This is a genomic window from Bacillus sp. SA1-12 (assembly GCF_000981385.1).
Lineage (GTDB): Bacteria > Bacillota > Bacilli > Bacillales > Bacillaceae > Metabacillus.
In genome coordinates, this window is record NZ_LATZ01000119.1 from 365,770 (window position 1) to 389,744 (window position 23,975).

22 protein-coding genes and 1 pseudogene are annotated in these 23,975 nt (G+C 37.7%); all 23 read left to right on the forward strand.

Annotated elements, in window-relative coordinates:
• Window positions 1-98 precede the first annotated feature (98 nt).
• The 23 genes and pseudogenes from WQ54_RS21170 (at window position 99) to WQ54_RS21275 (ending at window position 23,871) form a co-directional block, all read left to right on the forward strand.
• Complete coding sequence (locus tag WQ54_RS21170) at window positions 99-1,664, forward strand: bifunctional ADP-dependent NAD(P)H-hydrate dehydratase/NAD(P)H-hydrate epimerase (RefSeq protein WP_046587039.1); 1,566 nt, start codon at window positions 99-101, stop codon at window positions 1,662-1,664.
• A 137-nt stretch (window positions 1,665-1,801) separates the two neighbouring features.
• A complete protein-coding gene (locus WQ54_RS34860; RefSeq protein WP_046587041.1) occupies window positions 1,802-2,092 on the forward strand; it encodes a phospholipase A2 family enzyme in 291 nt (96 codons plus the stop codon).
• A 534-nt stretch (window positions 2,093-2,626) separates the two neighbouring features.
• Window positions 2,627-4,003, forward strand: a complete 1,377-nt coding sequence (locus WQ54_RS21180; RefSeq protein ID WP_046587042.1) for a polysaccharide deacetylase family protein — start codon at window positions 2,627-2,629, stop codon at window positions 4,001-4,003.
• A gap of 681 nt (window positions 4,004-4,684) precedes the next feature.
• Window positions 4,685-5,367 (forward strand): annotated as a pseudogene (locus tag WQ54_RS21185) (SDR family NAD(P)-dependent oxidoreductase).
• The gene (locus WQ54_RS21190) at window positions 5,364-6,323 is read left to right on the forward strand and encodes a 3-hydroxyacyl-CoA dehydrogenase family protein (RefSeq protein ID WP_046587044.1); all 960 of its coding nucleotides are present in this window, start codon (window positions 5,364-5,366) and stop codon (window positions 6,321-6,323) included. Before WQ54_RS21185 ends, WQ54_RS21190 begins: the two are co-directional and overlap by 4 nt.
• Before the next feature lie 155 nt (window positions 6,324-6,478).
• Entirely contained in the window at window positions 6,479-8,374 is a 1,896-nt protein-coding gene (locus tag WQ54_RS21195) for a glycoside hydrolase family 127 protein (RefSeq protein ID WP_046587047.1), read from the forward strand.
• 308 nt (window positions 8,375-8,682) lie between these two features.
• Window positions 8,683-9,114, forward strand: coding sequence for a hypothetical protein (locus WQ54_RS21200; protein ID WP_046587049.1), 432 nt, complete (start codon window positions 8,683-8,685; stop codon window positions 9,112-9,114).
• Between the two features lie 87 nt (window positions 9,115-9,201).
• Window positions 9,202-9,369 (forward strand): Fur-regulated basic protein FbpA, encoded by a 168-nt coding sequence (locus WQ54_RS32945; protein ID WP_084822238.1) that lies wholly within the window; start codon window positions 9,202-9,204, stop codon window positions 9,367-9,369.
• 74 nt (window positions 9,370-9,443) lie between these two features.
• Window positions 9,444-9,857, forward strand: a complete 414-nt coding sequence (locus WQ54_RS21205) for a riboflavin kinase (protein ID WP_046587051.1) — start codon at window positions 9,444-9,446, stop codon at window positions 9,855-9,857.
• Window positions 9,858-9,941: 84 nt separating this feature from the next.
• Window positions 9,942-10,715: a carboxylesterase gene (locus WQ54_RS21210; protein ID WP_046587052.1), complete on the forward strand. Its 774-nt coding sequence runs from the start codon at window positions 9,942-9,944 to the stop codon at window positions 10,713-10,715.
• A 392-nt stretch (window positions 10,716-11,107) separates the two neighbouring features.
• On the forward strand, window positions 11,108-12,001 hold the full coding sequence (locus tag WQ54_RS21215) for a TauD/TfdA family dioxygenase (RefSeq protein WP_046587054.1): 894 nt from the start codon (window positions 11,108-11,110) through the stop codon (window positions 11,999-12,001).
• A gap of 141 nt (window positions 12,002-12,142) precedes the next feature.
• Window positions 12,143-13,510, forward strand: coding sequence for an LLM class flavin-dependent oxidoreductase (locus WQ54_RS21220; RefSeq protein ID WP_046587056.1), 1,368 nt, complete (start codon window positions 12,143-12,145; stop codon window positions 13,508-13,510).
• Window positions 13,511-13,582: 72 nt separating this feature from the next.
• Complete coding sequence (locus WQ54_RS21225; RefSeq protein ID WP_231597599.1) at window positions 13,583-14,626, forward strand: ABC transporter substrate-binding protein; 1,044 nt, start codon at window positions 13,583-13,585, stop codon at window positions 14,624-14,626.
• A gap of 44 nt (window positions 14,627-14,670) precedes the next feature.
• Window positions 14,671-15,486, forward strand: coding sequence for an ABC transporter ATP-binding protein (locus WQ54_RS21230; RefSeq protein ID WP_046587363.1), 816 nt, complete (start codon window positions 14,671-14,673; stop codon window positions 15,484-15,486).
• A gap of 18 nt (window positions 15,487-15,504) precedes the next feature.
• The gene (locus tag WQ54_RS21235) at window positions 15,505-16,332 is read left to right on the forward strand and encodes an ABC transporter permease (protein ID WP_046587058.1); all 828 of its coding nucleotides are present in this window, start codon (window positions 15,505-15,507) and stop codon (window positions 16,330-16,332) included.
• 303 nt (window positions 16,333-16,635) lie between these two features.
• On the forward strand, window positions 16,636-16,917 hold the full coding sequence (locus tag WQ54_RS21240) for a UxaA family hydrolase (RefSeq protein WP_052737894.1): 282 nt from the start codon (window positions 16,636-16,638) through the stop codon (window positions 16,915-16,917).
• A gap of 2 nt (window positions 16,918-16,919) precedes the next feature.
• A complete protein-coding gene (locus WQ54_RS21245; protein WP_046587061.1) occupies window positions 16,920-18,074 on the forward strand; it encodes a UxaA family hydrolase in 1,155 nt (384 codons plus the stop codon).
• Between the two features lie 15 nt (window positions 18,075-18,089).
• A complete protein-coding gene (locus WQ54_RS21250) occupies window positions 18,090-19,040 on the forward strand; it encodes a hydroxyacid dehydrogenase (protein WP_046587062.1) in 951 nt (316 codons plus the stop codon).
• A 23-nt stretch (window positions 19,041-19,063) separates the two neighbouring features.
• Complete coding sequence (locus tag WQ54_RS21255) at window positions 19,064-20,128, forward strand: Ldh family oxidoreductase (protein WP_046587063.1); 1,065 nt, start codon at window positions 19,064-19,066, stop codon at window positions 20,126-20,128.
• Window positions 20,121-20,837: a FadR/GntR family transcriptional regulator gene (locus WQ54_RS21260; protein ID WP_046587064.1), complete on the forward strand. Its 717-nt coding sequence runs from the start codon at window positions 20,121-20,123 to the stop codon at window positions 20,835-20,837. Before WQ54_RS21255 ends, WQ54_RS21260 begins: the two co-directional genes overlap by 8 nt.
• The gene (locus WQ54_RS21265) at window positions 20,834-21,295 is read left to right on the forward strand and encodes a tripartite tricarboxylate transporter TctB family protein (RefSeq protein ID WP_046587066.1); all 462 of its coding nucleotides are present in this window, start codon (window positions 20,834-20,836) and stop codon (window positions 21,293-21,295) included. Before WQ54_RS21260 ends, WQ54_RS21265 begins: the two co-directional genes overlap by 4 nt.
• A 12-nt stretch (window positions 21,296-21,307) precedes the next feature.
• On the forward strand, window positions 21,308-22,825 hold the full coding sequence (locus WQ54_RS21270; RefSeq protein WP_046587068.1) for a tripartite tricarboxylate transporter permease: 1,518 nt from the start codon (window positions 21,308-21,310) through the stop codon (window positions 22,823-22,825).
• A gap of 32 nt (window positions 22,826-22,857) precedes the next feature.
• On the forward strand, window positions 22,858-23,871 hold the full coding sequence (locus WQ54_RS21275; protein ID WP_046587070.1) for a tripartite tricarboxylate transporter substrate binding protein: 1,014 nt from the start codon (window positions 22,858-22,860) through the stop codon (window positions 23,869-23,871).
• Window positions 23,872-23,975: the final 104 nt, after the last annotated feature.

The window sequence follows — 23,975 nt, forward strand, 5'->3', positions numbered from 1 at the left end:
TTGGTCTAAAACAGCTATTAAAGGCCGCATTTCTTTGTCTGATTTGTTAGGGGAGTGAACATTCAGTTAAAATGAAATTTATAAAGGGAGGGATTTTGATGTTTGCCGCTGGACAAAAGGAAATGCAGCAATTGGATCAATATACGATAGAGACAATAGGCCTTCCGGGAGCAGTATTAATGGAGAATGCAGGGGCAAAGGTTCTGGAAGAAATTATGGCTGTTGCTCCTTCCAAACGGTCAAAAGTTTCAATCCTTTGCGGAGGAGGGAATAACGGGGGAGACGGTATTGTTATTGCCAGGAAGCTGTTTGATTTAGGGATTGAACCATCCTTATTTTTATTAGTAAAGCCCGAAAAGCTAAAAGGGGATGCGAAAATCCATTTTCAAGTATACAAAAATCGTGGATTACCATACAGCGAATGGCACGAAAAGGAAAGGGAATTGCTGGAGAGCACATTAAAGGAATCTGACATCATCGTTGATGCCCTGCTGGGAACGGGCGCTAAAGGAGAGATTAGGGAACCCTTCCGAACTGTCATTGAAATGGTCAATCAAAAGAAGAAAGAGCAAACTGTGATTTCGGTTGACATCCCTTCAGGCGTGAACAGCGATGATGGAAAAGCAGAGGGGCTGGCAATTAAAGCGGATAAGACCGTAACGTTTGTTTATCCGAAAAAAGGCTTTTTCTTACAGGAAGGGCCGCTCCACGTAGGAGAATGGAAGGCAGTTGATATTTCTGTTCCTCCTTCCATTGTTGATGAACTCAAGCTCCAGCTTCCACGAGTGATAACGGATGAACTGGTAAAAAACACTCTCCCAAAACGAGTTCCAAACGGACATAAGGGGACGTTTGGCCATGTATTAGTCATTGGTGGGTCAAGACAATATGTTGGGGCACCTATTTTTACGGCAAAAGCTGTACTAAACAGCGGAGCAGGTTTAGTAACTTTGGGAATTCCTGAAATCATTTATCCGATGGCAGCAGCCCAAAATCCTGAATCACTGTTTCTTCCATTGCCTGACAAGGAAGGGCATCTGTCAGAAGAGTCTATCCATGAGTTAACATCACGGCTAGGGCAGTTTGATTGTGTGGCAGTAGGACCCGGGATGAGCCGTTTTGCTGGCGGAGAGGGATGGTTAAAGTCATTGTTGTCAGCTTTAACAGGTCAGCCGGTTGTCATTGATGCGGATGCCCTTTATTTCCTTCGTAATGAGTTGGACGTGCTCCGCCATTATAAAGGACCAGTTGTTTTAACTCCTCATCCTGGCGAGATGGCAACGCTAAGCAAAAAAACCGTTAAAGAAATCGAGGAAAGTCGACTTGAAACAGCACTTGATTTTGCTCGGGAGTATAAGGTCTTCTTGCTCTTAAAAGGACATAGAACGATTATCGCTTCACCATCAGGAGAGGTATTTATTAATCCACACGGTCATGATGCTCTTGGAAAAGGAGGAAGCGGCGATATTTTAACAGGATTGATCGCATCCTTTTTAGCGCAAGGGGCGAAACCGGAAAATGCGCTAATTTCAGCAAGCTTCCTTCACGCAAAGGGTGGAGAGGAAAAAGGAAAACAACTATCCAATTTTGGAGTCATGCCGCTTGATATTATTGAATCAATGAAAGAGCTTTTGAGGAATTATCAAAGTGATGATCTTAGATAAAGGAAACCAAATTTCTTTAAAATTATTGAAGAAAATAACGATAGATAAACTGTAAAATCTCATTAATTTAGGTATTTAAACAAGCTCCTTCCTTGAAATGTTCATATACATAAATGTAGGAAGGAGATGTGGAAAGAATGTCAACGCGGAAATGGAAGCCAGGGTTATGTGTATTTCCAGGCTATAGATGGTGTGGTCCTGGCTGCAGCGGACCTGGTGCCCCGATTAATGATGTTGATGCTTGTTGTTTCAAGCATGATCGATGTTTAAGCAGAGGGAGCTCAATTTGTCAATGCGATCAAGAATTTTTAAATTGTTTGCGTTCAAAAATCAATAATCGTACAGAAAAGGGAAGAAAAGCGGCAATCATGTACGAGTACATGAAATTTCAAAGACTGTTTACTTGCGGTTTCAGTAGAAGATCATGATTAGTGAAACACAATAGGTAGTTGCCTATCGTGTTTTTTATTGTCTTTATTCATAAAGGCGTTACTAATCATTTTTATAAAGCTATCTTCACTTTATCCAATCAGAAATTGATTAAATTGTTCAATATGATTAAGATTGTCAAGGAACAGATTTCCTACTAGGGAAAAAGAAGTTTTCTAAATATATATGGATGTAATAATTATGAAAGCGTATTAAAAGGAAAATCCCCTTATTCTAAGGTAACCTTCCTTTGATTTTGACACCGCTGTTTCTTTAGTACTAACAATGCTGTTAAAAAAAGGGATAATGAATCTTTTATTGAATAAACAATATCCCAGACTCAATGTGTAGAAGGTTCGAACAAAAAGGAACTCTTTTTTGACATATCAACGATAAATCAAATATTCACAAGTTGTTTTTGCTAAAACTATTAAAAACAGTAGATAAAAGTCGTTATGGTTGGTTGGATGGCTTTCTCCTTTATGAACGTTTTTGCTAGAATAAGAGGTAGAATTAGGAAGGGAGAAGCAAAAATGGAAGGTAGGAAATTGAATACATACGAATCAACAATTAAAATCAGGTTGAAAGAAACAACTATTTTATTTCTCATACTCATCCTTATTGCTGGCTGTTCGTCCAATGTGACCGAAAAATCCATGAAAACTGATTCACCAATTAAGAAAAAACAAGAAGAACAACAAGAAGAACAACAGGAAGAACAGCAGGAAGAACAGCAGGAAGAACATCAAAAAGAACAGCTATTAACAAAAGCTAACATTTCAGCACGCCAATATGACTATCAAAATGCTATAACACTATTAAAACAATCAGGGATTAACGAGGATGAAGACATTCAAAGTGCTATTACTATATATGAAAATCAAAAGAAAAGTCTTGTGACGTGGCCAGACAATAGCAAGATTCCTCATTTATTCTTTCATTCATTGCTAGTTAACCCCTCAAAGGCATTTGATGACAGCAATGATATGTCCCAGGGTTATCTAGACTACATGGTGACTGTAAATGAATTTAAAAAGATTTTAAATCAATTATATGAGAAAGGTTATGTCCTTGTGAATTTAGAGGATATTGCTAAACAGGACAAACAGAAGAACATGGTTTATCAGGATATTCATTTGCCGCCGGATAAAAAGCCATTGGTATTGTCACAAGATGATGTTAGCTATTATGAATACATGGAAAATGACGGATTTGCCAAAAATTTAACAATTGATTCCAACGGAAATGTCACAAATACCTATGTAAACGAAAAAGGTGAAGTCGTACAAGGAGCGTATGATCTAGTTCCCATTGTGGATGAATTTATTGATCAACATCCTGATTTTTCTTACAAGGGAGCTAAAGGGATCATTGCGTTAACCGGATATAACGGAGTGCTTGGTTATAGAACGTCAGAGAGTACCTATGGTGAAAACAGTATAAAACCAAACCAAAACATTCTTAAGGATCAACAGCAAGCGAAAAAAGTAGCTGAAAGGATGAAACAAAAAGGCTGGACATTCGCCTCTCATACCTGGGGGCATCTTAATGCAAAAAATGTTTCCTTGGATCATTTAAAAAAAGATACGCTCAAATGGAAAAAAGAAGTTGAACCAATTGTCGGACCGACTAACACGATTATTTTCGCTTTTGGAAGTGATATTGGAGATTGGAGGCAGTACTCAAACGATAAATATAACTTTTTGAAAAGTCAGGGCTTCGATTATTTTGCTAATGTGGACGCATCAAAGGTTTCCTGGTCACAATTAGGGAATGATTACTTTCGGCAAGCAAGAATTAATGTTGATGGGTTGAGGATGCGTGAAGCGTTAACTAGAAAAAACGATGTATTAGAATATTTTTTTGATGTTGAATATGTTTTTGATTCCTTACGACCAACAGCTAAATGACTTGTTCATTAAGGAGTCACTATATTCTTTTAATATAGAGAGTGGAAAAACAATTGCTTTCACTCTCTAATTTGCAAAAAGATGTTCCGAACACATAGTCACCGCTGATATGCATTTAATAGATTTTTCCACAATGCTTGTATAAATAATACTTAGTTATATTTTAACTTGCTCTCATTATACTAGATTCATATATTTATGTATTTGCTTCTTACCATAAGGCATTAAATTGGTCTTTTAAAATAATTGAAATAGTTGTGGGGAGTTTATTCTAATAGGTTTAGCACTGTGATGCGTCTGCGTTTGTTTAAAGATTAGCGCATCCTTTATTCTTGCAAAAAGCACTTTTTAATTTCGCCTATATTATTTGAACATATATAAGAATGGTTGACAAGTAAAATCATTTCTACTATTCTATTACCAAATCTAATTTTGAATACGCATTCAATTACGCGGTCTGTTATCTTCGGCATGTAATATGTATTCATTATTTTGTAAGCGCTGTAATTACTGAAGATTCATTTCAAGCATAGGTGATGGGAATATGAATCTAAAAACAATACAAATGAAACGTCTTATGGAGAGACTTAAGGGAGGGTAATGATGAAAAATTTTAGTGAATTGAAGGGGAAAAAAGTATTGATAACCGGCGGCAGTAAAGGGATTGGAAAAAATATCGCCATGACTTTTGCGGAACTTGGTGCAGATCTTATGATAACTGGAAGGAATAAAAAGGATCTGGAAGAGGCAGTGAGTGAGTTAAAAGAAATTCATCCCCGTTCTTATTATGTAACAGCTGATGTGAAAGACGTGAAAAGTATCTATCAAATGGTGGATGAATCCATTTCCATTTTAAATGGTCTGGATATCCTAATTAACAATGCAGGAATTAATATTGCTAAGCCTGCATTGGAGGTCACTGAAGAAGATTGGGACCAGGTATTGGATACAAATTTAAAAGGAACTTTTTTTTGTTCACAGCGAGCAGCAGATCATATGGTGAAAATGGCGGAGGACGAATCATTAATATTGTCTCACAAATGGCCTTTGTCGGATATTATAAGCGGGCAGCCTATTGCTCAAGTAAAGGAGGCTCGGTTCAGTTGACGAAAGCATTGGCTATTGAATGGGCTTCGTCTAATGTAAAGGTTAATGCTGTGGCGCCAACTTTTGTTGAGACAGAATTTACGAGAAATATGTTTGAGGATGAGGGATTTTATAACGATGTTTTAAATCGGATTCCATTAGGAAAATTGGCAGAGGTATCCGATATTACAGGAGCAGTTGTTTTTCTAGTATCAGATATGGCCCGTTTTATTACAGGGGAAACAATCAAAGTGGATGGAGGTTGGACAGCAATATGATTTTTTCTCAAGAAAAAGTAGCCATAATTGGATCGGGCACGATGGGGCATTCAATTGCTCTGTCTGCTGCAATTGCAGGATTCCATGTAAAAGTATGGGGTGTGAGCGAACAAGATATAGAGCACGGCAAAAAAGGAGTTGCTGAAAAAGTAAATGTCCTAAGCGACCATGATGTCATCAGGAAAGAAGATGCTGAAAAGGTACAATCTTCTATTGAGTTTGATAGCTCTCTGGAAAAATGTGTAAATAAAGCAACCTTTATTATTGAATGTATTCCAGAAAAGGTAGAATTAAAACAAAGAATGTTTCAAAGATTAGAAGAATTGTGTGCTTCAGATGTCATTATTGCTAGTAATACATCGGGGCTTAGTCCAACTGAGATTGCTGCCTTATTAGTTCATCCAGAAAGAACATTGGTTACACACTTTTGGAACCCTGGTCATTTGATTCCTCTTGTTGAGGTCATTCGCGGAGAACAAACGTCCAATGAAACGGTTGAGAGAGCCATGCAATTACTAAAGGATATGAATAAAAAGCCAATTCTAGTTCAAAAAGATATTCTCGGTTCGATCGTCAATCGTCTTCAATACGCTCTATTCCGTGAGGCACAATATATTCTGGAACAGGGAGCAGCGACTATGGAAGATATTGATCAAGCTGTTCGCTATAGCATCGGACGCAGACTGGCTGTGACAGGACCTTTTATGACAGCTGATATGGGAGGGCTTGATGTATTTGATATGATTTCATCTTATCTATTTCCAGACTTAAGCACTCATCAGCAATCCTTACACACAATGAGAACACTTGTCGATGAAGGGAAATACGGTCAAAAAAATGGAGAAGGATTTTTTGATTGGTCAGAGGATAAATCAAGAGAACGAAACAAAGAACGAGAACAAGAATTAATCAGGTGGCTAAAAAGAGATTTGGAGTCTAATAAGAAGGAAAAGTAGGAAAAATACAGAAACATATACTGATGACCCTGAAATGAAACCTGGGTCATCATTTTTTTATACGTTTTTTTAAACAGCTAAATGGCTGATGTCAACAAATGAAATGCTTTTTATCATCTTTTTTAGTTATTGATTAAGTATAGGAGGTAAATAAAATGAAAACAAAAGTAACGAACATGTTAACACCTATCTCATTTACAGATGTAACCATTGAGGATCAATTTTGGACGCCAAAAATCAGGATCAATCGTGAAAAAACCATTCCTTATCAGTATGAGCAATGTAAAAAAACAGGACGGATAGATGCCTTTCGTCTGGACTGGAAGCCGGGAATGGAACCAAAACCACATTTTTTTTGGGATTCAGATGTAGCAAAATGGGTGGAAGCTGCAAGCTACAGTCTTGCTACAAACCCTGATCCTGCACTGGACGCTTTATTAGATAAAGTCATTAACATGATCGTCTCTGCCCAGCAGCCTGATGGTTACTTAAATGTTTATTTCACCGTAGGGGAGCCTGAAAAAAGATGGAAGGATTTACGAGATGCACATGAATTATATTGTGCAGGTCATTTGATCGAGGCTGGGGTCGCCCATTTTAAAGCGACCAAAAAAAGACAGTTATTTGATGCCATTTGCCGCTATGCCGATTATATTGACACGGTGTTCGGCCCAGAGGAAGGTAAGCGAAAGGGTTATTGCGGTCATCAGGAAATTGAACTGGCGTTAGTTAAGCTGTACAGAGTCACAGAGAATGAGAGATATTTACGCCTAAGTCAGTATTTCATTGATGAACGCGGTAAACATCCTCATTATTTTAATAAAGAAAAAAAGAAGATGCCGGGATTTTTCGATGAGTTTATGAATACTCACCAGGATATCAATGCCTATAATCAGTCACATAAACCTGTAAGAGAGCAATCAGAAGTGGTTGGCCATGCAGTAAGGGCACTTTATATGTACTGTGCCATGACAGATTTGGCAGGCGAGCTGGGCGATGAATCCTTGTTAAAAGCTTGCGAACGCTTATGGGATGCCCTTCACAACAAAAACATGTACATAACAGGCGGAATAGGCTCAACAAGAAATAATGAGGGATTTACATTTGATTATGACTTGCCAAATGAAACAGCATATGCCGAAACCTGTGCGTCAGTTGCCGTGGTTTTTTGGAATCATCGGCTTTTGCAGCTGGGCTGTGATGGAAAATATGCTGATGCCCTTGAAAGGGCGTTATATAATGGCGTGTTAAGCGGAATTTCCCAGGATGGCAAAAAATTCTTTTATGCCAATCCACTAGCAAGCCTTGGAGAAACACATCGAAGTGAATGGTTTGGCTGTGCCTGCTGTCCGCCAAATATTGCTCGATTATTTGCCTCATTAGGAGAATATGTTTATTCACAAGGTGAAAATGAAATCGTTACCCATTTATTTATTCAAGGAAAGGGCAGGTTCCATCTGAAAGGGCAAGACATTACCTTACAACAGGAAACAAACTATCCATGGAACGGAAACGTAAAGATACAACTTGAGCTAAATAAACCGGAAACGTTTGCCTTAAAGCTGCGAATCCCTGGGTGGTGTAAAAATGCCTCGGTCTTGGTGAATGGAGAAAAATTCGATCATTTCAAAAATATGAACAAGGGTTACACGACCATTGAAAAGGAGTGGAAACAAAACGACCAGATCGAGCTGGAAATGCCCATGCCGGCAGAACGTTATTTTTCACATCCAAATGTAAGGCAGAACATCAAACATACAGCGATTCAAAGAGGACCAATTGTCTATTGTTTAGAATCAACTGATAATGTTTCATCCTTGCAATCTGTCATTCTTCCAAAAAACACCGCTCTAAATGCTAGTTATGATGCAGACCTTTTAGGTGGAATTGTTAAAATTACTGGTGAAGCCAATGTTTTAATTGATGAAGAATGCAGTCTATATAAATCGGACAGGGCAAAGCCAAAACTGTTTCCGTTGACAGCTGTTCCGTATTTTTTATGGGATAATAGGGAACAAGGGCAGATGGCTGTTTGGATACATGAAGACTGATCTAAATATCTTAAAACAGAATGAGGATTGCTAAATAAAGCAAAACGAATCTATGTAAATATATGAATTGAAGGAAAACAAACCATTTCTCATCTAAACTCCTATTTTTTGATAAAATTCTTCATACTCTAGTTGACAGGTAGGAATAATGGGGTTTATAATAGGAATAAGAAATAGCCGATCGCACAAACGAAGGCCTAACCTCATTAAAGGTTAGGCCTTTTTGTATTAATTTTGGCAGGGAGTTCCATTAGAGTTTAAAAAATTTTAGAAACATTTGATAACTCAATTCGATGAGGAGGTCAAAAATGACAAATACATTATTAATATCAGATTATTCTGTAGATACACAAATAATGAACCTAATCAACCATAATATCAGAACACAAGGGATAAAAACGGAATTGATCTCACCTAAAAGTTTTCACCTAGATGTATTGTTTGATCATCAATATGGACATCCAAAAGTCAGACTGTTTAAAAAACAAGTTGAAGCATCAAATCAAATCTATGTCGTTTTTCAAGCCTGGAATAAACCATTATTATGGTTGATCAATGCCATGTTCAAATTTATATCGAAGGAAGAATTAAAAGGCAAAAACATTGTGCCGATCGTCATCACTGAAGCAAAGACATGCAAGAATGAAGTTTACTATAATTTCTCTACTATTTTTAAAGACTATTTTAATGAAGCTTATTCAAAATGGATTTTTATTCAAAAAGAATTAATTAGCAATTAGGGATTTTATATAGAGAATGCCACTAGTATTTTTGTTCCAAATTCAACCCGGAAATTGCTTTAATGAATAAATAGGGAGGTAAAAGAAATGACCCAGCTACTTTATGTAGTCTTCCGCAGAAAAGAAAAACTAATAAATAAACTGCTGGATTTAGGAATTTATAAAAAAAACGATCAGCATCTATATGAATTAACTTTATCAGAGATTGAAGCTGAGTTTGATCACGTAATCAAAAGTAAACAGTCGATTGGATAACCAAAGGCCAAACTATGTCACGATAGTTGGCCTTTTTCTATGAAGAAAGAGCAATACGAAATGGAGGTCTTATTTTGGGAAGAGAGTCCTTACAATCAACACTTGAGGAAGCACCAATTATTCTTGGAACCGTTGTAAAGGGAAGACAACTAGGAAGAAAATTAGGATTTCCTACTGCAAATATTGATGTCAATATGAATTGGTTGAAAAAGGGAGTATATGGAGTAATAGTCAGGGTAAAAGATTCATTTCATTTAGGTGTTATGAATATTGGAGTAAAGCCAACTGATGAATCTAATCTACGGAAGACGTTTGAAATATACTTATTGAATTTTCAAGAAGATATTTATGGTGAAAAGTTAGGATGTAATATCCTATTTAAAATAAGGGATGAAAAAAAATTTGAAACTTTAGACTTATTAACAGAGCACATTAAGATGGATATTTCCTATGCAGAACAACGATTTAAACTCCTTGGGCTTACGTAAAACATGATGAAATGTCTTTGCTAAAAAAGAGAAAAACGTATTTGCAGCATCAAATTATTAGAATACTTGCAAGGAGGAATTGAGATGAGAGAAACATATCCTGTCATTGAAGGAGCAGAAGAGTTCTATATAAAAGGAAATAAGGTTGGTCTCTTATTATCACATGGATTTATGGGGACTCCCCAAAGTGTGCATTTTTTAGGAGAGAAATGGTCAGAACTTGGTTATACAGTGTATGCCCCTAGGTTGAAAGGCCATGGTACTCATTATAAAGATTTGGAACACTCAACACATATGGATTGGTTTTCTGATCTCGAAAAAGGTTATTTGCACTTAAAAGAACACTGCACAACGATCTTTATTATTGGGCAATCCATGGGAGGAACTCTAGCACTCTGGCTGGCAAATAAATATAAGGATATAAGAGGATTAGTCCTAATTAATCCTGCTTTAACCGTACCGAATTATGATCAATGGATTGGCAAATCAAGTCCTAGATACCTTTCAGAATCAGCACCAGATATTAAATCAAAAGGTATTCGTGAAATCACCTACAACAAGGTTCCTATTCAATCTATTCATGAACTTCAAACATTAATGGGAAAAACACCAAAGATTCTTCCAAACATAACAAATTCCATCTTGTGCTTTAAATCGGCAGAAGATCATGTTGTCCCACCGCAAAACACGGATTATATTTTAGTGAATATAGCTTCTGCAAAAAAAGAGGCAGTTATCTTGTATCACTCCTACCATGTTGCCTCTATGGATCATGACAAAGAGAAAATCATCATGAAAACTCATACATTTATTCAGAAAAACCTGAAGGAAGCAAACTTGATCGATAGGGGAGCCTAATAAAATAAAATAAAATCCTATAAAATTTACTTGAAAACTCGGAATTACTATGGTAATATGAATCTAATAAATGAAATACAGTTGTGACCGACTAGTTTACTAGAGGCTCTTGTTCTTTTTAGATCTTAAAAAGACAAGAGCCTTTTTGTTTAAGAAATTGTGTCTGGATCCAACTTTTCGATAAGCAGGCAGCTAAGCCAAAATTATGTTATGAATCTGCCAACCAATTTTCCACTTATATATCCTACTAATCAAATAGGTATTTAAGTATATAAAACGTTATTATGTTGACCAGTCTACTGGAAACACCTCATGTTCTTATAAGGAGGTGAATTCGCAGTACGGTTTTTATCTATATGTTGATTGTAGCTTACTAAAGAGGAGGAAAAGGAATGAGTTTACTAAGAGAATCTTCTAAACAGGTAAAAAATATTGAGATTCAACCGATTGCTGGTCGTATTGGTGCTGAAGTGAAGGGGATCCAATTATCGGGGAATTTAGACACTGATTCGATCCATTTTATTAAAGAAGCTATATTAAAATATAAGGTGATCTTTTTTAGAGACCAAAATCATCTTACTGATCAGGAGCAGGAGGCATTTGCCAAGCTTTTTGGCGAACCGATCTCACATCCTACCGTTCCAGTTAAAGAAAATACGAAGTATTTATTAGAACTAGATTCCAATAAAGGGGGAAGAGCAGATTCCTGGCATACAGATGTTACGTTCACACAAGCCTATCCGAAAGCCTCCATTTTACGTGCTGTAAAAGTGCCTGCTGCAGGCGGAGACACAGTCTGGGCGAATACAACATCAGCTTATAATCGACTTCCAAAGGAATTAAAGGATTTAGCAAATTCACTTTGGGCACTACATACAAATGACTATGATTATGCCTCCAGACGCCCAAATGTTTCAGAAGAAGATCTTGATCGACATAAAAATGTCTTTGTTTCAACATTATATGAAACAGAACATCCAGTCGTAAGAGTACACCCTGAAACAGGAGAAAAAACATTAGTTTTAGGACATTTTGTTAAAAGAATATTAGGTTTATCATCATCAGCATCCCATCATATTTTTTCTTTGCTGCAGGAATATGTGACAGAGCTTGAAAACACTGTTCGCTGGCATTGGCAAGAAGGCGATGTTGCATTTTGGGATAACCGGGCAACACAGCATTATGCGATAAATGATTACGGCGAAAGCCACCGAGTAATGAGACGGGTAACATTACAGGGAGAAATTCCAGTGAGTATTGACGGAAAGAAAAGTGTTCAAAAATAAGGGCGAAGATTTGTTTTTACAATCTCAAAGGTAAATAGGATCGTTAAGGCTGATCGGTCAACCGAAGGCTCCTCCATATTTGGAAGGGCCTTTATTTTTTAATATGTTAATTTAAGAAAATGTTAGAGGAGAGTGTCATAGATGAGTAAGTCAAAACGGCAAATGAAACTTGGAGCATTTTTCATGATTCCTGGTCATCATGTGGCATCCTGGAGGCATCCGGAAAGTGCCGCAGAAGATGTCCAACAATTCCATTTGTACAAACGCCTTGCTGAAACAGCAGAAAAAGGAAAGTTTGATATGATCTTTTTTGCCGACGGATATGCCATTAATGATCGGCTTGAGTCAGCTATTGAGCATACGGTAACAGTTAGACCTGAACCACTAACATTACTGTCAGCTATATCAGCAGTTACAAGTAAAATTGGGCTGACAGCCACAGTTTCCACAACATACAATGAACCCTTTCACGTTGCCAGAAAATTTGCTTCACTTGACCATTTAAGCGGAGGACGTGCGGCTTGGAATGTCGTAACATCCTCACAAAATGCTGAAGCGTTAAATTTTAATAAGAATGAACACCTTAAACATGCATCCCGTTATGAACGTGCAGAAGAATTCGTTGATGTCGTGAAAAAGCTATGGGACAGCTGGGAGGACGATGCACTGCTAATCGATAGAGATTCAGGCAGATTTGCAGATCCAAGCAAGGTGCATGAAATCAATCATCAAGGAAATTGGTTTTCTGTAAAAGGACCATTAAATGTATCGAGACCTGTGCAAGGACATCCAGTGATTATTCAGGCTGGATCTTCTGAAGCGGGAAAAGAGCTAGCAGCGAAAACTGCAGAAGTCATTTTTACTGCATGGCAAACGTTAGAGGAAGCTCAGACGTTTTACAAAAATGTAAAAGGGAGATTAGCAAAATACGGGAGATCCCACGATGAGTTAAAAATCATGCCAGGGGTTTTTCCGATTGTGGGGCGCACAGAGGAAGAAGCAAATGAAAAACAGGCATTATTAAAAGAATTAATACCGGAAAAGGCTGGTGTCGGATTGTTATCTGCCCTAATAAGCTATGATCTATCATCCTATCCAGTTGATGGACCGCTTCCAGATTTGCCTAATATTTCAGAAATTAATGGCGGAAAAAGCCGGTTCCAGCTACTTAAGGATATAGCTGACAGGGAACAATTGACGATTCGTCAATTATATCAACACATAGCAGGTGCAAGGGGACACAGAGAAATTAAAGGAACTCCTGTCCAAATAGCAGATCAATTGCAGGAATGGTTTGAAAATGAAGCAGCTGATGGTTTTAACATTATGCCGCCATATCTGCCTGGAGGCTTGGAGGATTTTGTTGAATTGGTGATTCCTGAATTGCAAAAACGCGGGTTGTTCCGTACAGAGTATACTGGAAATACGTTGAGAGAGCATCTCGGACTAAAGCGTCCGCTTTCATCTTTTCATATCCATAATGTTTATGAAAAGAGTATTCATTCATAAGTTTAATCCGACTATTCATATAGGTTAAACAATAATAAGTTGCAATTTTTGAAATTGAGAGGAGATAAGCTTGTGAATTCATTGATGAAAGTTACTGGATTAAGTGTATATACACTCTTATTAATACTTGTATTATTTGGCTGCAGTGCTGAATCAAGCAGCACTGCAGCAGAAAAGGATAAAGGTACTGGTGAAAATAAGCTTGAGGTCGCTACATTACGTTATTCAGGTTCAGCTGGGCAAGTTACCTTTTGGGAATTAGCAGAGGATTTAGGCTATTTAGATCCCTTAAAACTTGAATGGACGGGCAACTCGACAAGCGGTCCGGAGAATATTCAAGCAACTGTTAGTAATAGCATTGATTTCGGAGGAGCATTCAATGGAGCGATTATCAAGTTAAAAGAAGCAGGCGCCCCCATTACTTCCGTCATTGGCTATTATGGGTCTGATGAACAAACTTTTAATGGTTACTATGTATTAGAAGACAGTCCGATTAAGACAGCAAAAGACCTTATTGGGAAAAAGATTGGTGTAAATACGCTAGGTGCCCACCATGAATTTGCCATTATTGAGTATTTACGCAGAGAGGGATTAACAGAAAAAGAAATTGATGAGGTTTCCTTAGTTGTTATTCCCCCTGCCAGTGGTGAACAGGCATTACGTTCAGGTCAACTAGATGCGACAACACTTGGAGGAGTGCTTCAAGATAAAGCCTTGGAACGGGGAGGGATCCGTCCATTATTTAAGGACACTGATTTATTTGGATCCTTTACAGCCGGAAGTCTGGTTTTTAGGGATGATTTTATTAAGAAAAATCCAAATACTGTTGCTAAGTTTGTGGAAGGTACAGCAAAAGCCATTGAATGGGCTAGAAATACACCTTTTGAAGAGGTAAGAGAACGGATGAAGACAATCATTGAGAAACGTAATCGGAACGAAGATGCTGAATTAATCCCTTATTGGAAAAGTGTAGGAATTGAATCAGAAGGCGGGCAGATCTTGGAAAAAGAGTTTCAAGTTTGGATTGACTGGTTGGAGAATGATGGATTCTTAAAGAAAGGTAAGCTTACACCAAATGATATTTTTACAAATGAATACAATCCTTACAGCAAATAACTGGAGATATGCTATATCAAACATGAAAGGAGTCTGATTTAGTGATGAGTGTAAAAATTGAAATAGAAAACGTAACAAAAACATTTTCTGTGAAAAGAGGAAAAGGAACAACTCCTGAGGAATTTACAGCTGTTTCAAATGTAAATCTTGATATCAAAACAGGTGAATTTATGGTGCTAGTTGGTCCGAGCGGCTGCGGAAAGTCAACGTTGTTGGATTTACTAAGCGGATTAACAACTCCAACAACCGGCTCGATAAAACTTGATGGAAAGCTGGTAACAGGTCCTGCGCTTGATAGGGGAATAGTATTTCAGCAATATGCCCTTTTTCCTTGGCTATCGGCTTTGGGAAATGTGACATTTGGTTTAGAGGAAAAAGGCTACTCAAAAAACGAACAGATTAGAATTGCAAAGGAATATATAGCACTTGTCGGTTTAGAAGGATTTGAGGATCGGTATCCTCATGAACTTTCAGGTGGAATGAAGCAACGAATCGCCATTGCACGAAGTTTAGCGTATAATCCAGAAGTTCTTTTAATGGATGAACCATTTGCTGCATTAGATGCTCAAACACGTGAAACATTACAATCAGAATTATTGCGTATTTGGAAAAAGACAGGAAAAACCATTTTGTTTATCACTCATGGAATCGATGAGGCTGTTTACTTAGGGCAGCGTGTAGCTGTTATGACATCAAGACCAGGAAGAATTAAAGAAATCATCGATATTTCTTTGAATGCATTACAATCAGAGCAAGACATTCGGTCCCTTCCTGAGTTCGGAACATATCGCCAAAGAATTTGGTCATTATTGCATTCAGAAGTAGATAAAGCACAAAAGCTTGAAAAACAAATCATTTAAGATAAGGGGGCTTCATAAATGGCTCGTACAGAAGAAATTATCCATTTACCTAAAAAAACAGAAGCATTAACAATACCTAAAAAGCTTCTTTCAGGAACCGCTCACTATTTTACCAAATCGGTTGCGATCATTTTATTGTTTGTTTTATGGGAGATTATACCTAGGATTGGACTAGTTGAAGTTGCTTTTTTTCCTCCATTATCAATTGTTTTGACTGGCTGGTGGGAATTGGTCGCTACAGGTCAATTGGTAGAGCATATTACAGCTAGTTTCATCCGGTCTATCATTGGTTTTGGCATTGCGGTTATTATTGCTATTCCGCTTGGTTTAACGATTGGATGGTTTAAACGCTTTTCAGATTTTGCGAATCCTTTACTTGAAGCCTTCAGGAATACCGCAGCGTTGGCAATCCTGCCAGTTTTTATCTTATTGCTTGGAATAGGTGAAGCATCCAAAATAGCGGTTGTTATTTATGCATGCTCATTTCCAATTCTTCTCAGCACGATAAGCGCTGTTCGTAATGTAGACCCTTTGTTTATCAAGTCAGCGAAATCTATGGCATTAAGACCGGTTAAGCTCTTTCTTAAAGTGATCTTGCCAGCTGCTGTTCCGACTATCTTTGTTGGTATTCGGCTTGCGGCATCTTCCTCCATTTTAGTATTAGTTGCAGCTGAAATGATTGGTGCAAAAGCCGGATTAGGCTATTTAATTATTAGCTCACAGCAAAACTTTCAAATAGCCTATATGTATTCAGGAATCTTAACGATATCTGCTTTGGGGATGCTTGTGAATACGCTGCTCCTTCAACTTGAAGGAAGATTATCAAGGTGGAAGGTTCATCATTGAGGAGATTTGGATCTTCGATTTAAAACAGATCTGCTCTTTACCAATATGTTTTTTAGAAATATAAATTTTTTTCAATGAAAACTGTTGACAAGGAATGGGTACTCACGTTACTATTTATTCATAGTTAACCAATCGGATTAATAAAGGTACGATCAGACGACTGAAGGCCTTGTAACGTTCAATTAATTTTTTGAACGTTGCAGGGCCTTTTTTGTCTAAAAATACTTTTCGTTTCCGTTGGTTGGACCATAGGATGTATGACCAATGAGTTGTCAATGAAATGTAAAAAAGGAGAGGAAGATCTTGGCACATAAATTTTTAGTGCATCATGTTGGAGATTCGGTAGGTGTAGCTATTGAAGATATCAATGCTGAGGAAGAAATACAAGGCGTTTATCTAGAGGATGATTCAATCATCACGACTGTTTCTAAGGATTTTATCCCTTTAGGTCATAAAATTGCTTTAGTTGATATTTCGAAAGACGATTTTGTGATTGAATACAAAGAAAAAATTGGCATCGCAACAAAACAAATTGAACAAGGGAATTATGTACATACTCATAATTTAAAAACGGCGAGGTGGTAAAGATGGAAAAGAAACTATGGGGTTATCGAAGAGAGAATGGAAAAATAGGAGTTCGCAATCATGTCGTCATCATGCCAGTCGATGATATTTCTAATGCAGCGGCTGAAGCAGTCGGTAGAATTGTACCTGGTACATTACCAATACCGCATGCATATGGACGCCTTCAGTACGGTCCAGATCTGGAGCTGTTCTTTAAAACGATCATTGGAAATTGCTCAAATCCAAATGTTGCAGCGGTAATTGTCATTGGAATTGAACCGAAGTGGACAGAAAGAATCGTCGAGGGAATCAAAAAGACAGGAAAACCTGTTGCCGGGTTTTCCATTGAACGACATGGAGATTTTGCAACAATCGAAAAAGCATCACGTTTAGCACAGAAATATGTTCAATATGCTTCAGAACTACAACGTGAAGAAGTTGAATTGTCAGAAATTTTAGTGAGTATTAAATGCGGTGAATCTGATACAACAACAGGCTTGGGATCTTGCCCAACAGTTGGGAATGTAGTGGATCGATTAGTTGATGCTAACGGTACGGTCATTTTTGGAGAAACCTCTGAATTAACAGGCGGGGAACATTTAATTGCTGATCGTTGTGAGTCAGATGAGGTGAAAAGGAAGTTTTATAGCATTTATAACGATTATGTTGAGGAAATCGCGTCAAAAGGTGTTGATTTGTTTGGGAGTCAGCCGACAGAAGGAAATATTAGAGGAGGGCTGACAACAATCGAAGAAAAAGCGTTAGGAAATATTGAAAAAACGGGTTCAAAGCAAGTTGTAGATGCTTTGGAGCCAGCAGTAGCACCTACTAAACAAGGCTTGAATTTCATGGATACATCTTCTGCAGCAGCTGAATGCATTACCTTAATGGCAGCAGGGGGAGCAGTTGTTCACTTTTTTCCTACTGGACAGGGAAATATTATCGGAAATCCAATCGTACCAGTTATAAAAATCTCAGCTAATCCGATTACAGTTGAGACAATGAGTGAACATATTGATGTGGATGTAACAGGGCTGCTAAAACGCGAATATAACTTAACAGAGTCGGGAGATTTATTACTCGATATGTTAATTAGAACGATAAATGGAAGATTAACAGCTGCTGAAAGCCTTGGACATAGAGAATTTGTTCTTACGAAGCTGTATCGCAGCGCCTAAGCGAGGTGAACAGTATTGAAAATAATTATTTCGGAAATGATGCATCCATCAGGTATTTCAATATTACAGTCTATTGGGGAGGTTGAGCTGCTCCCTGATTTATGGAAAAGCAAGCAGGAATTATTGCAGAAAATGAGTGAAGCAGATGCACTTATTGTACGAAACCAAACAAATGTGAATAAAGAAGTCATAAAAGCAGGAAAAAATTTAAAAGTAATTGGCAGATTAGGTGTTGGTCTGGATAATATTGATCTTCTTACAGCGAAGAACTTTGATGTCAAAGTGGTTTCAGCTAGACATGCAAACTCTGTTTCAGTAGCTGAATATGTGGTGGCTGCGATTCTAACAGCCTCTCGTTCCTTATCTCAAGCAGGTGAAGATGTTAACAAAGGAAATTGGAATCGGGCACTTTTTACAGGTAATGAAGTATATGGAAAAACATTAGGGCTGATTGGAACGGGGGAAATTGGTCATAGACTTGCGAAAAGAGCTATTGCCCTTGGAATGACGGTCATTGGATATGATCCATATGTCAGGGATGAAGAATTCCCGTTTGTAGAAACAGGAATTATTAAATCAGAATTTCATGAAGTTCTAAAGCAGGGAGATTTTATAAGTATTCATACTCCCTTAACAAAAGACACGAAATCATTAATCAGTTCTGATGAATTCCATTTAATGAAGAAAAACGCAATTGTGATTAATACATCAAGAGGAGGAATAATAGACGAAGCAGCTTTGCTGAAATCTGTGGAAGCTGGCCATCTTTCAGGCGCGTTTTTGGATGTGCTTGATGTAGAACCTATTAAACTAGACAATCCTTTATTAAACAATCATAAGATTACTATTACTCCTCATATAGCTGGATTAACGAATGAGTCACAAGAAAGAATTTCTGCGATTATTTCAGATGAGGTTGTAAATGTCCTTCAAGGCAAACATTCATTGTCACTCGTTCCATTATAGGTTTTGAAGGGGGAAATAATATTATGACGTTCTATCAAGCTGATACATTAAAAAACTATATAAAAAGTATCTTAGTAAGCCAAAGAGTCAAAGCGGAGGATGCTGAAATTGTTGCAGATTCTCTTGTAAGAGCAGATCTTGAAGGAATTAGCAGCCATGGTATCAGCAGGTTACCTATTTATTCGAAACGAATGGAAGAGAGCAGAATAAATCCTGCTCCTTCTATCAAAATTGAAAAATCAGGTTTATCGACATTACTTGTAGATGGAGATCATGGATTGGGTCAGGTTGTTGCCTATACAGGGCTGAAAGAAGGAATAAAGACTGCAAAAGAAACAGGGATTGCAGCTGTTGCATTACGAAATAGCAATCATTTTGGGTGTGCATCCTATTATTGTCAAATGGCTTGTGATGAAGGGCTAGCGTCCATCATCATGACAAACTCTCCGTCAGGAATCCCGCCATGGGGAGGTAAAAAAGCTTTTTTCGGCACGAATCCAGTCGGATTTGGTTTTCCTGTTAAAGACTTGCCAAATGTCATTATTGATATGTCCGCAAGTGTAGTAGCGAGAGGAAAAATCATTGAGGCAGCAAAGGAAGGGCAAAGCATACCAAAGGGATGGGCAATCGATCAAAATGGCTTAGATACAGAAGATCCAACCGCAGCAATCAATGGGGCAATTCTTCCTTCAGGGGGTGTTAAGGGGTATGGCTGGGCACTAGCGATCGAAATCCTAACTGGTATTTTATCGGGGGCTTCATATGGTCCGCATGTCCAAAACATTTATTATGATCATCACCAACATTCAAACATCGGACATTTCTTTATTCTCATTGATATCGAAAAATTCATGCCATATGAATATTTTACAAGTCTAGTTAAAAATATGCTCATCGAATTAAAAGAAGTTCCTAAAAAAGTTGATACAGATACCATCTTCTATCCAGGTGAACGAAGGGAAAAATCCTATCAAAAACAATTATCTTCGGGAATAAACTTATCTTCTGAAGTTGTAAAGGACCTAAGTCTTTTAGCGAGACGTTTCCATATCGAAAATCCCTTTGAAAAAGGGAAATGCGATGTTTGAACATTTAAAGTTTGATCGATCAACCGTACCTAATAGAATCGTAGAAGAAATAAAGGCACTTATTCAAGAACAAAAGCTAGTGCCAGGGGAAAAGCTCCCCTCAGAGAGAGATCTCTCCCTAACATTTAATGTGAGTCGAAATACCATTCGAGAATCCTATAAAATTCTTTCGACACTTGGTTTTATTGAGATAAAGCAAGGACATGGAGCTTTTGTTGCTGATGGAGTGAATAATTTAGCAAATTTGACTGATCAATATTTCATTAGAAGTGATCAATTAGCTGATTTATTTGAAATAAGAAGACTAATCGAAACGAGTGCAGTCATCTGGTCTGTTGAAAGGGCTTCAGATAACCAAATTGATGAGCTTTATCAGTTTGTAAAAGAGACTGTCCTTTTATTAAACGAAAATAAGGTGAATGATCGTATATTGTCCGAAAGAGATCACACTTTTCATACAAAGATTGCAGAACTATCAGATAATGCCATTGCATTCAGAATTATGAATAGTTTAACCGGCCTTTTTAATAAAGTGAGGCAGGAGACATCTAAAATTCCTGATCGAATACACGACTCTTGGCAGGAGCATACTCAGATCGTTGAAATGATGAAGAAACGTGATTCGGTCAAAGCAAAGGAATATATGGAGAAACATTTACAAAGTGTCGAGCAGACTCTAAAGGAGGAATTGGAAGGAGGTAAGCTATGACAAGTAAGGTTTTGAACGAACAAAATATTGGCGGGTTTTTTGCTATACTCTTCGGTTTATTATCGCTATATGAAGCTAGCAAATTGAATTCATTTGGTCAGGGACTTTTAATTGGTGATCATGTTTTCCCGGGATTAATTGGTATTCTGCTAGTGGTGTTTGGGATAAGTTTAGTTTTTGAAAGAAAAACAGATCGTAAAAAGGCTGATTTAGTAAATCAAAAAACGCGGAAAGTCTTAATTGCCTCTATTTTCATCCTATTACTCTATAGCTTTCTGATTGCAGCAGTAGGTTATGTAATCAGTACTTTGCTAGTCTCTGTCAGCTTAATCAGACTAATTGGAAACTATCGTTGGCTGATTTCGATCCTGATTGGAGGAGTGATTACAGCTGTCTTTTATTTATTATTTATCATTTTGCTAAAAACTCCGTTACCAATCGGTATTTTTACACTTTAAGGAGGGAGTTATGTGGAATCAATTGTTTATCTATTAAATGGTCTTAGTGAAGTGATAACTCCGTCTAATTTGCTGATTGTATTAATTGGTTCATTACTCGGGACACTGGTTGGCGTTCTTCCCGGATTAGGTCCAACTTCAGCCATTGCCGTCTTATTACCAGTAACAACGATGCTTGATCCTGCTCAAGGACTCATGATGATGGCCGGGATTTATTATGGCTCCATGTATGGCGGATCAACGACAGCTATCTTAATGAATATTCCTGGTGAATCTTCATCCGTACCTGCAACGTTGGATGGTTATCCGCTTGCTAAGGAAGGAAGAGCTGGAGCTGCACTTGGAATAGCTGCTATAGGGTCTTTTGTGGCTGGAATTATCGGATTAATAGGACTTGTTCTATTCGCTCCGATTTTAGCAGATCAAGCTTTAAAGTTTGGTCCGCCTGAATATTTTACCTTAATGCTCATTGCATTGCTTGTTCTGTTTAATTTAACAGGCTTCTCATTTAAAAAATCGTTCATTATGGGGTTATTTGGATTTCTATTCTCTTTAGTTGGAATTGGCGTCACGACCGGTATGCCCAGATTCGATTATGGATTCAGCTTTCTAACAGGCGGATTTGAAATGATTAGTATGATTATTGGTCTATTTGCTATCTCTGAAGTCTTAAAAGGACTAGAAGAAAAACGCAGTACAAAGAAACATGTAAAGATTAAAGGGGTTTTTCCAACGAAAAAAGACATTAATGCGAGTAAATATCCGATTATAAGGGGAAGTTTACTTGGTTTTTCCCTTGGCATTTTACCAGGAATTTCAGCCACGATTACATCGTTTTTATCCTATGATCTAGAAAAGAAAGTCTCAAAGCATCCTGAAAAATTTGGGAAAGGAGCAATTGAAGGAGTAGCAGGACCGGAATCAGCTAATAATGCAACAAGCTCAGGCGGGTTTATTCCCCTTTTATCATTAGGAATACCTGCATCACCGCCATTAGCGGTACTATTAGCAGCTCTAATGATTTATGGACTGACACCCGGACCTATCCTGTTTGAACAGAATAGTGAAATGGTGTGGCTAGTTATTGCCAGTATGTTTATCGGGAATGTCATTTTATTAGTATTGAATCTGCCATTGGTCGGGCTATGGGCTAAGCTGACAGAGGTTCCTTTTGGAATATTAGCTCCTATTATTCTATTAATTAGCATCCTTGGTGCATATTCTGTGAGAAATAGTATGTTTGATGTAGTTGTTGCCATTATTTTTGGCGTTTTTGGTTATGTATTCAATAAATACCAATGGCCCATCATTCCATTTGTTTTATGCTCTGTCCTTGGACCGAAAATAGAGAGCTCTTTTTTACAATCAATGGAAATGTCTTCAGGAAATCTACTTATCTTTATACAAAGACCAATCTCATTAACGATTCTATTAGTTGCTGTGGTATTTTTAATTTTTTCAATCTTTTTAATGAAAAGAACGAAAAATAGAATTATGCAAGAAACAGGGGAACAAATGGAATTCTCTTAATAATAAAGATATAAATAGGAGGTATATTTATCATGAAAAAATTACAATCGATCTTTGCCGGTATCCTTTTAACAACAGTATTTCTATCAGGATGCGGGGCAAATTCAAAAACAACGGCTGATAAATCCAGTGAAAGTATTGACTACCCTACTAGGCAGATCGAACTGGTCGTTCCTTTTGCAGCTGGTGGCGGTGTTGATCTGGCAGCACGTGCTGTTGCTGATTATGTAAGCAAAGAGTGGGATCAGCCAGTTGTTGTGACAAATAAACCTGGCGGAGGTGGAATCATCGGTGCACAATATGCGTTAAAAGAGGCAAAGGCAGATGGATATACAGTATTAGTTAACAATAATTCCTCGACAACGATGTATGAAGCAGGAAATACAAATCCTACAATCACAAGCAAGGATAACAAATTTGCAGCCAGAATTGCTGAAGGAACACTTGCCTATGCTGTAAAGGCTGATGGGGAATGGGAAAATTTCAAGGAATTTTCAGAATGGGTAAAGGCTAATCCCGCGGAGTTAACGTGGGCAAGTGTTGGTCCTGCTGGTTTTTCCTCTTTCGGGGTAGCTGAGTGGCTTAATACACTAGATATAGATTTTAAGAAAACGGCAATGGTTTCCTCTGAGGGCGCATCAGACTCTGCAGCAAAGGTGGCAGGGGGACATATCGTTCTTGCGGTTCATACCGTTGGGGAATTAGCTCCGCTTGTAGAAGCAGGTAAAATTAAACTGCTTGCTGTTCAATCGGAAGAGAGAAGTCCTCTATTTCCAGAAGTGCCGACAGTAAAAGAAGAAGGCTTCGAAGGTTTAACAGTCAAATGGTGGACGGGTTTGTCGTTTGCAGCTAATACGCCTGATGAAATCGTAGAAAAGTGGAATCAAACCGTTCAAAAAATGGAAAATGACGAACAATTTATCAAGCAATTAGAAAAAATAAAGCTGTCACCTTCCTATTTAAACTCTAATGATTTCACAAACGATGTAAAAGAGGAAACAGATCGATATACAAAAATTGCGGAAGAGACTGGAATCAGGAAATAAATAATAATGAGAACAATCTAATTTTAATAGTAAAAGCAGCTAATCTCACTACTTTTCCACTGATTCAACATTTGAAAGATTAATTGAATAATAGCTTTGAGTTG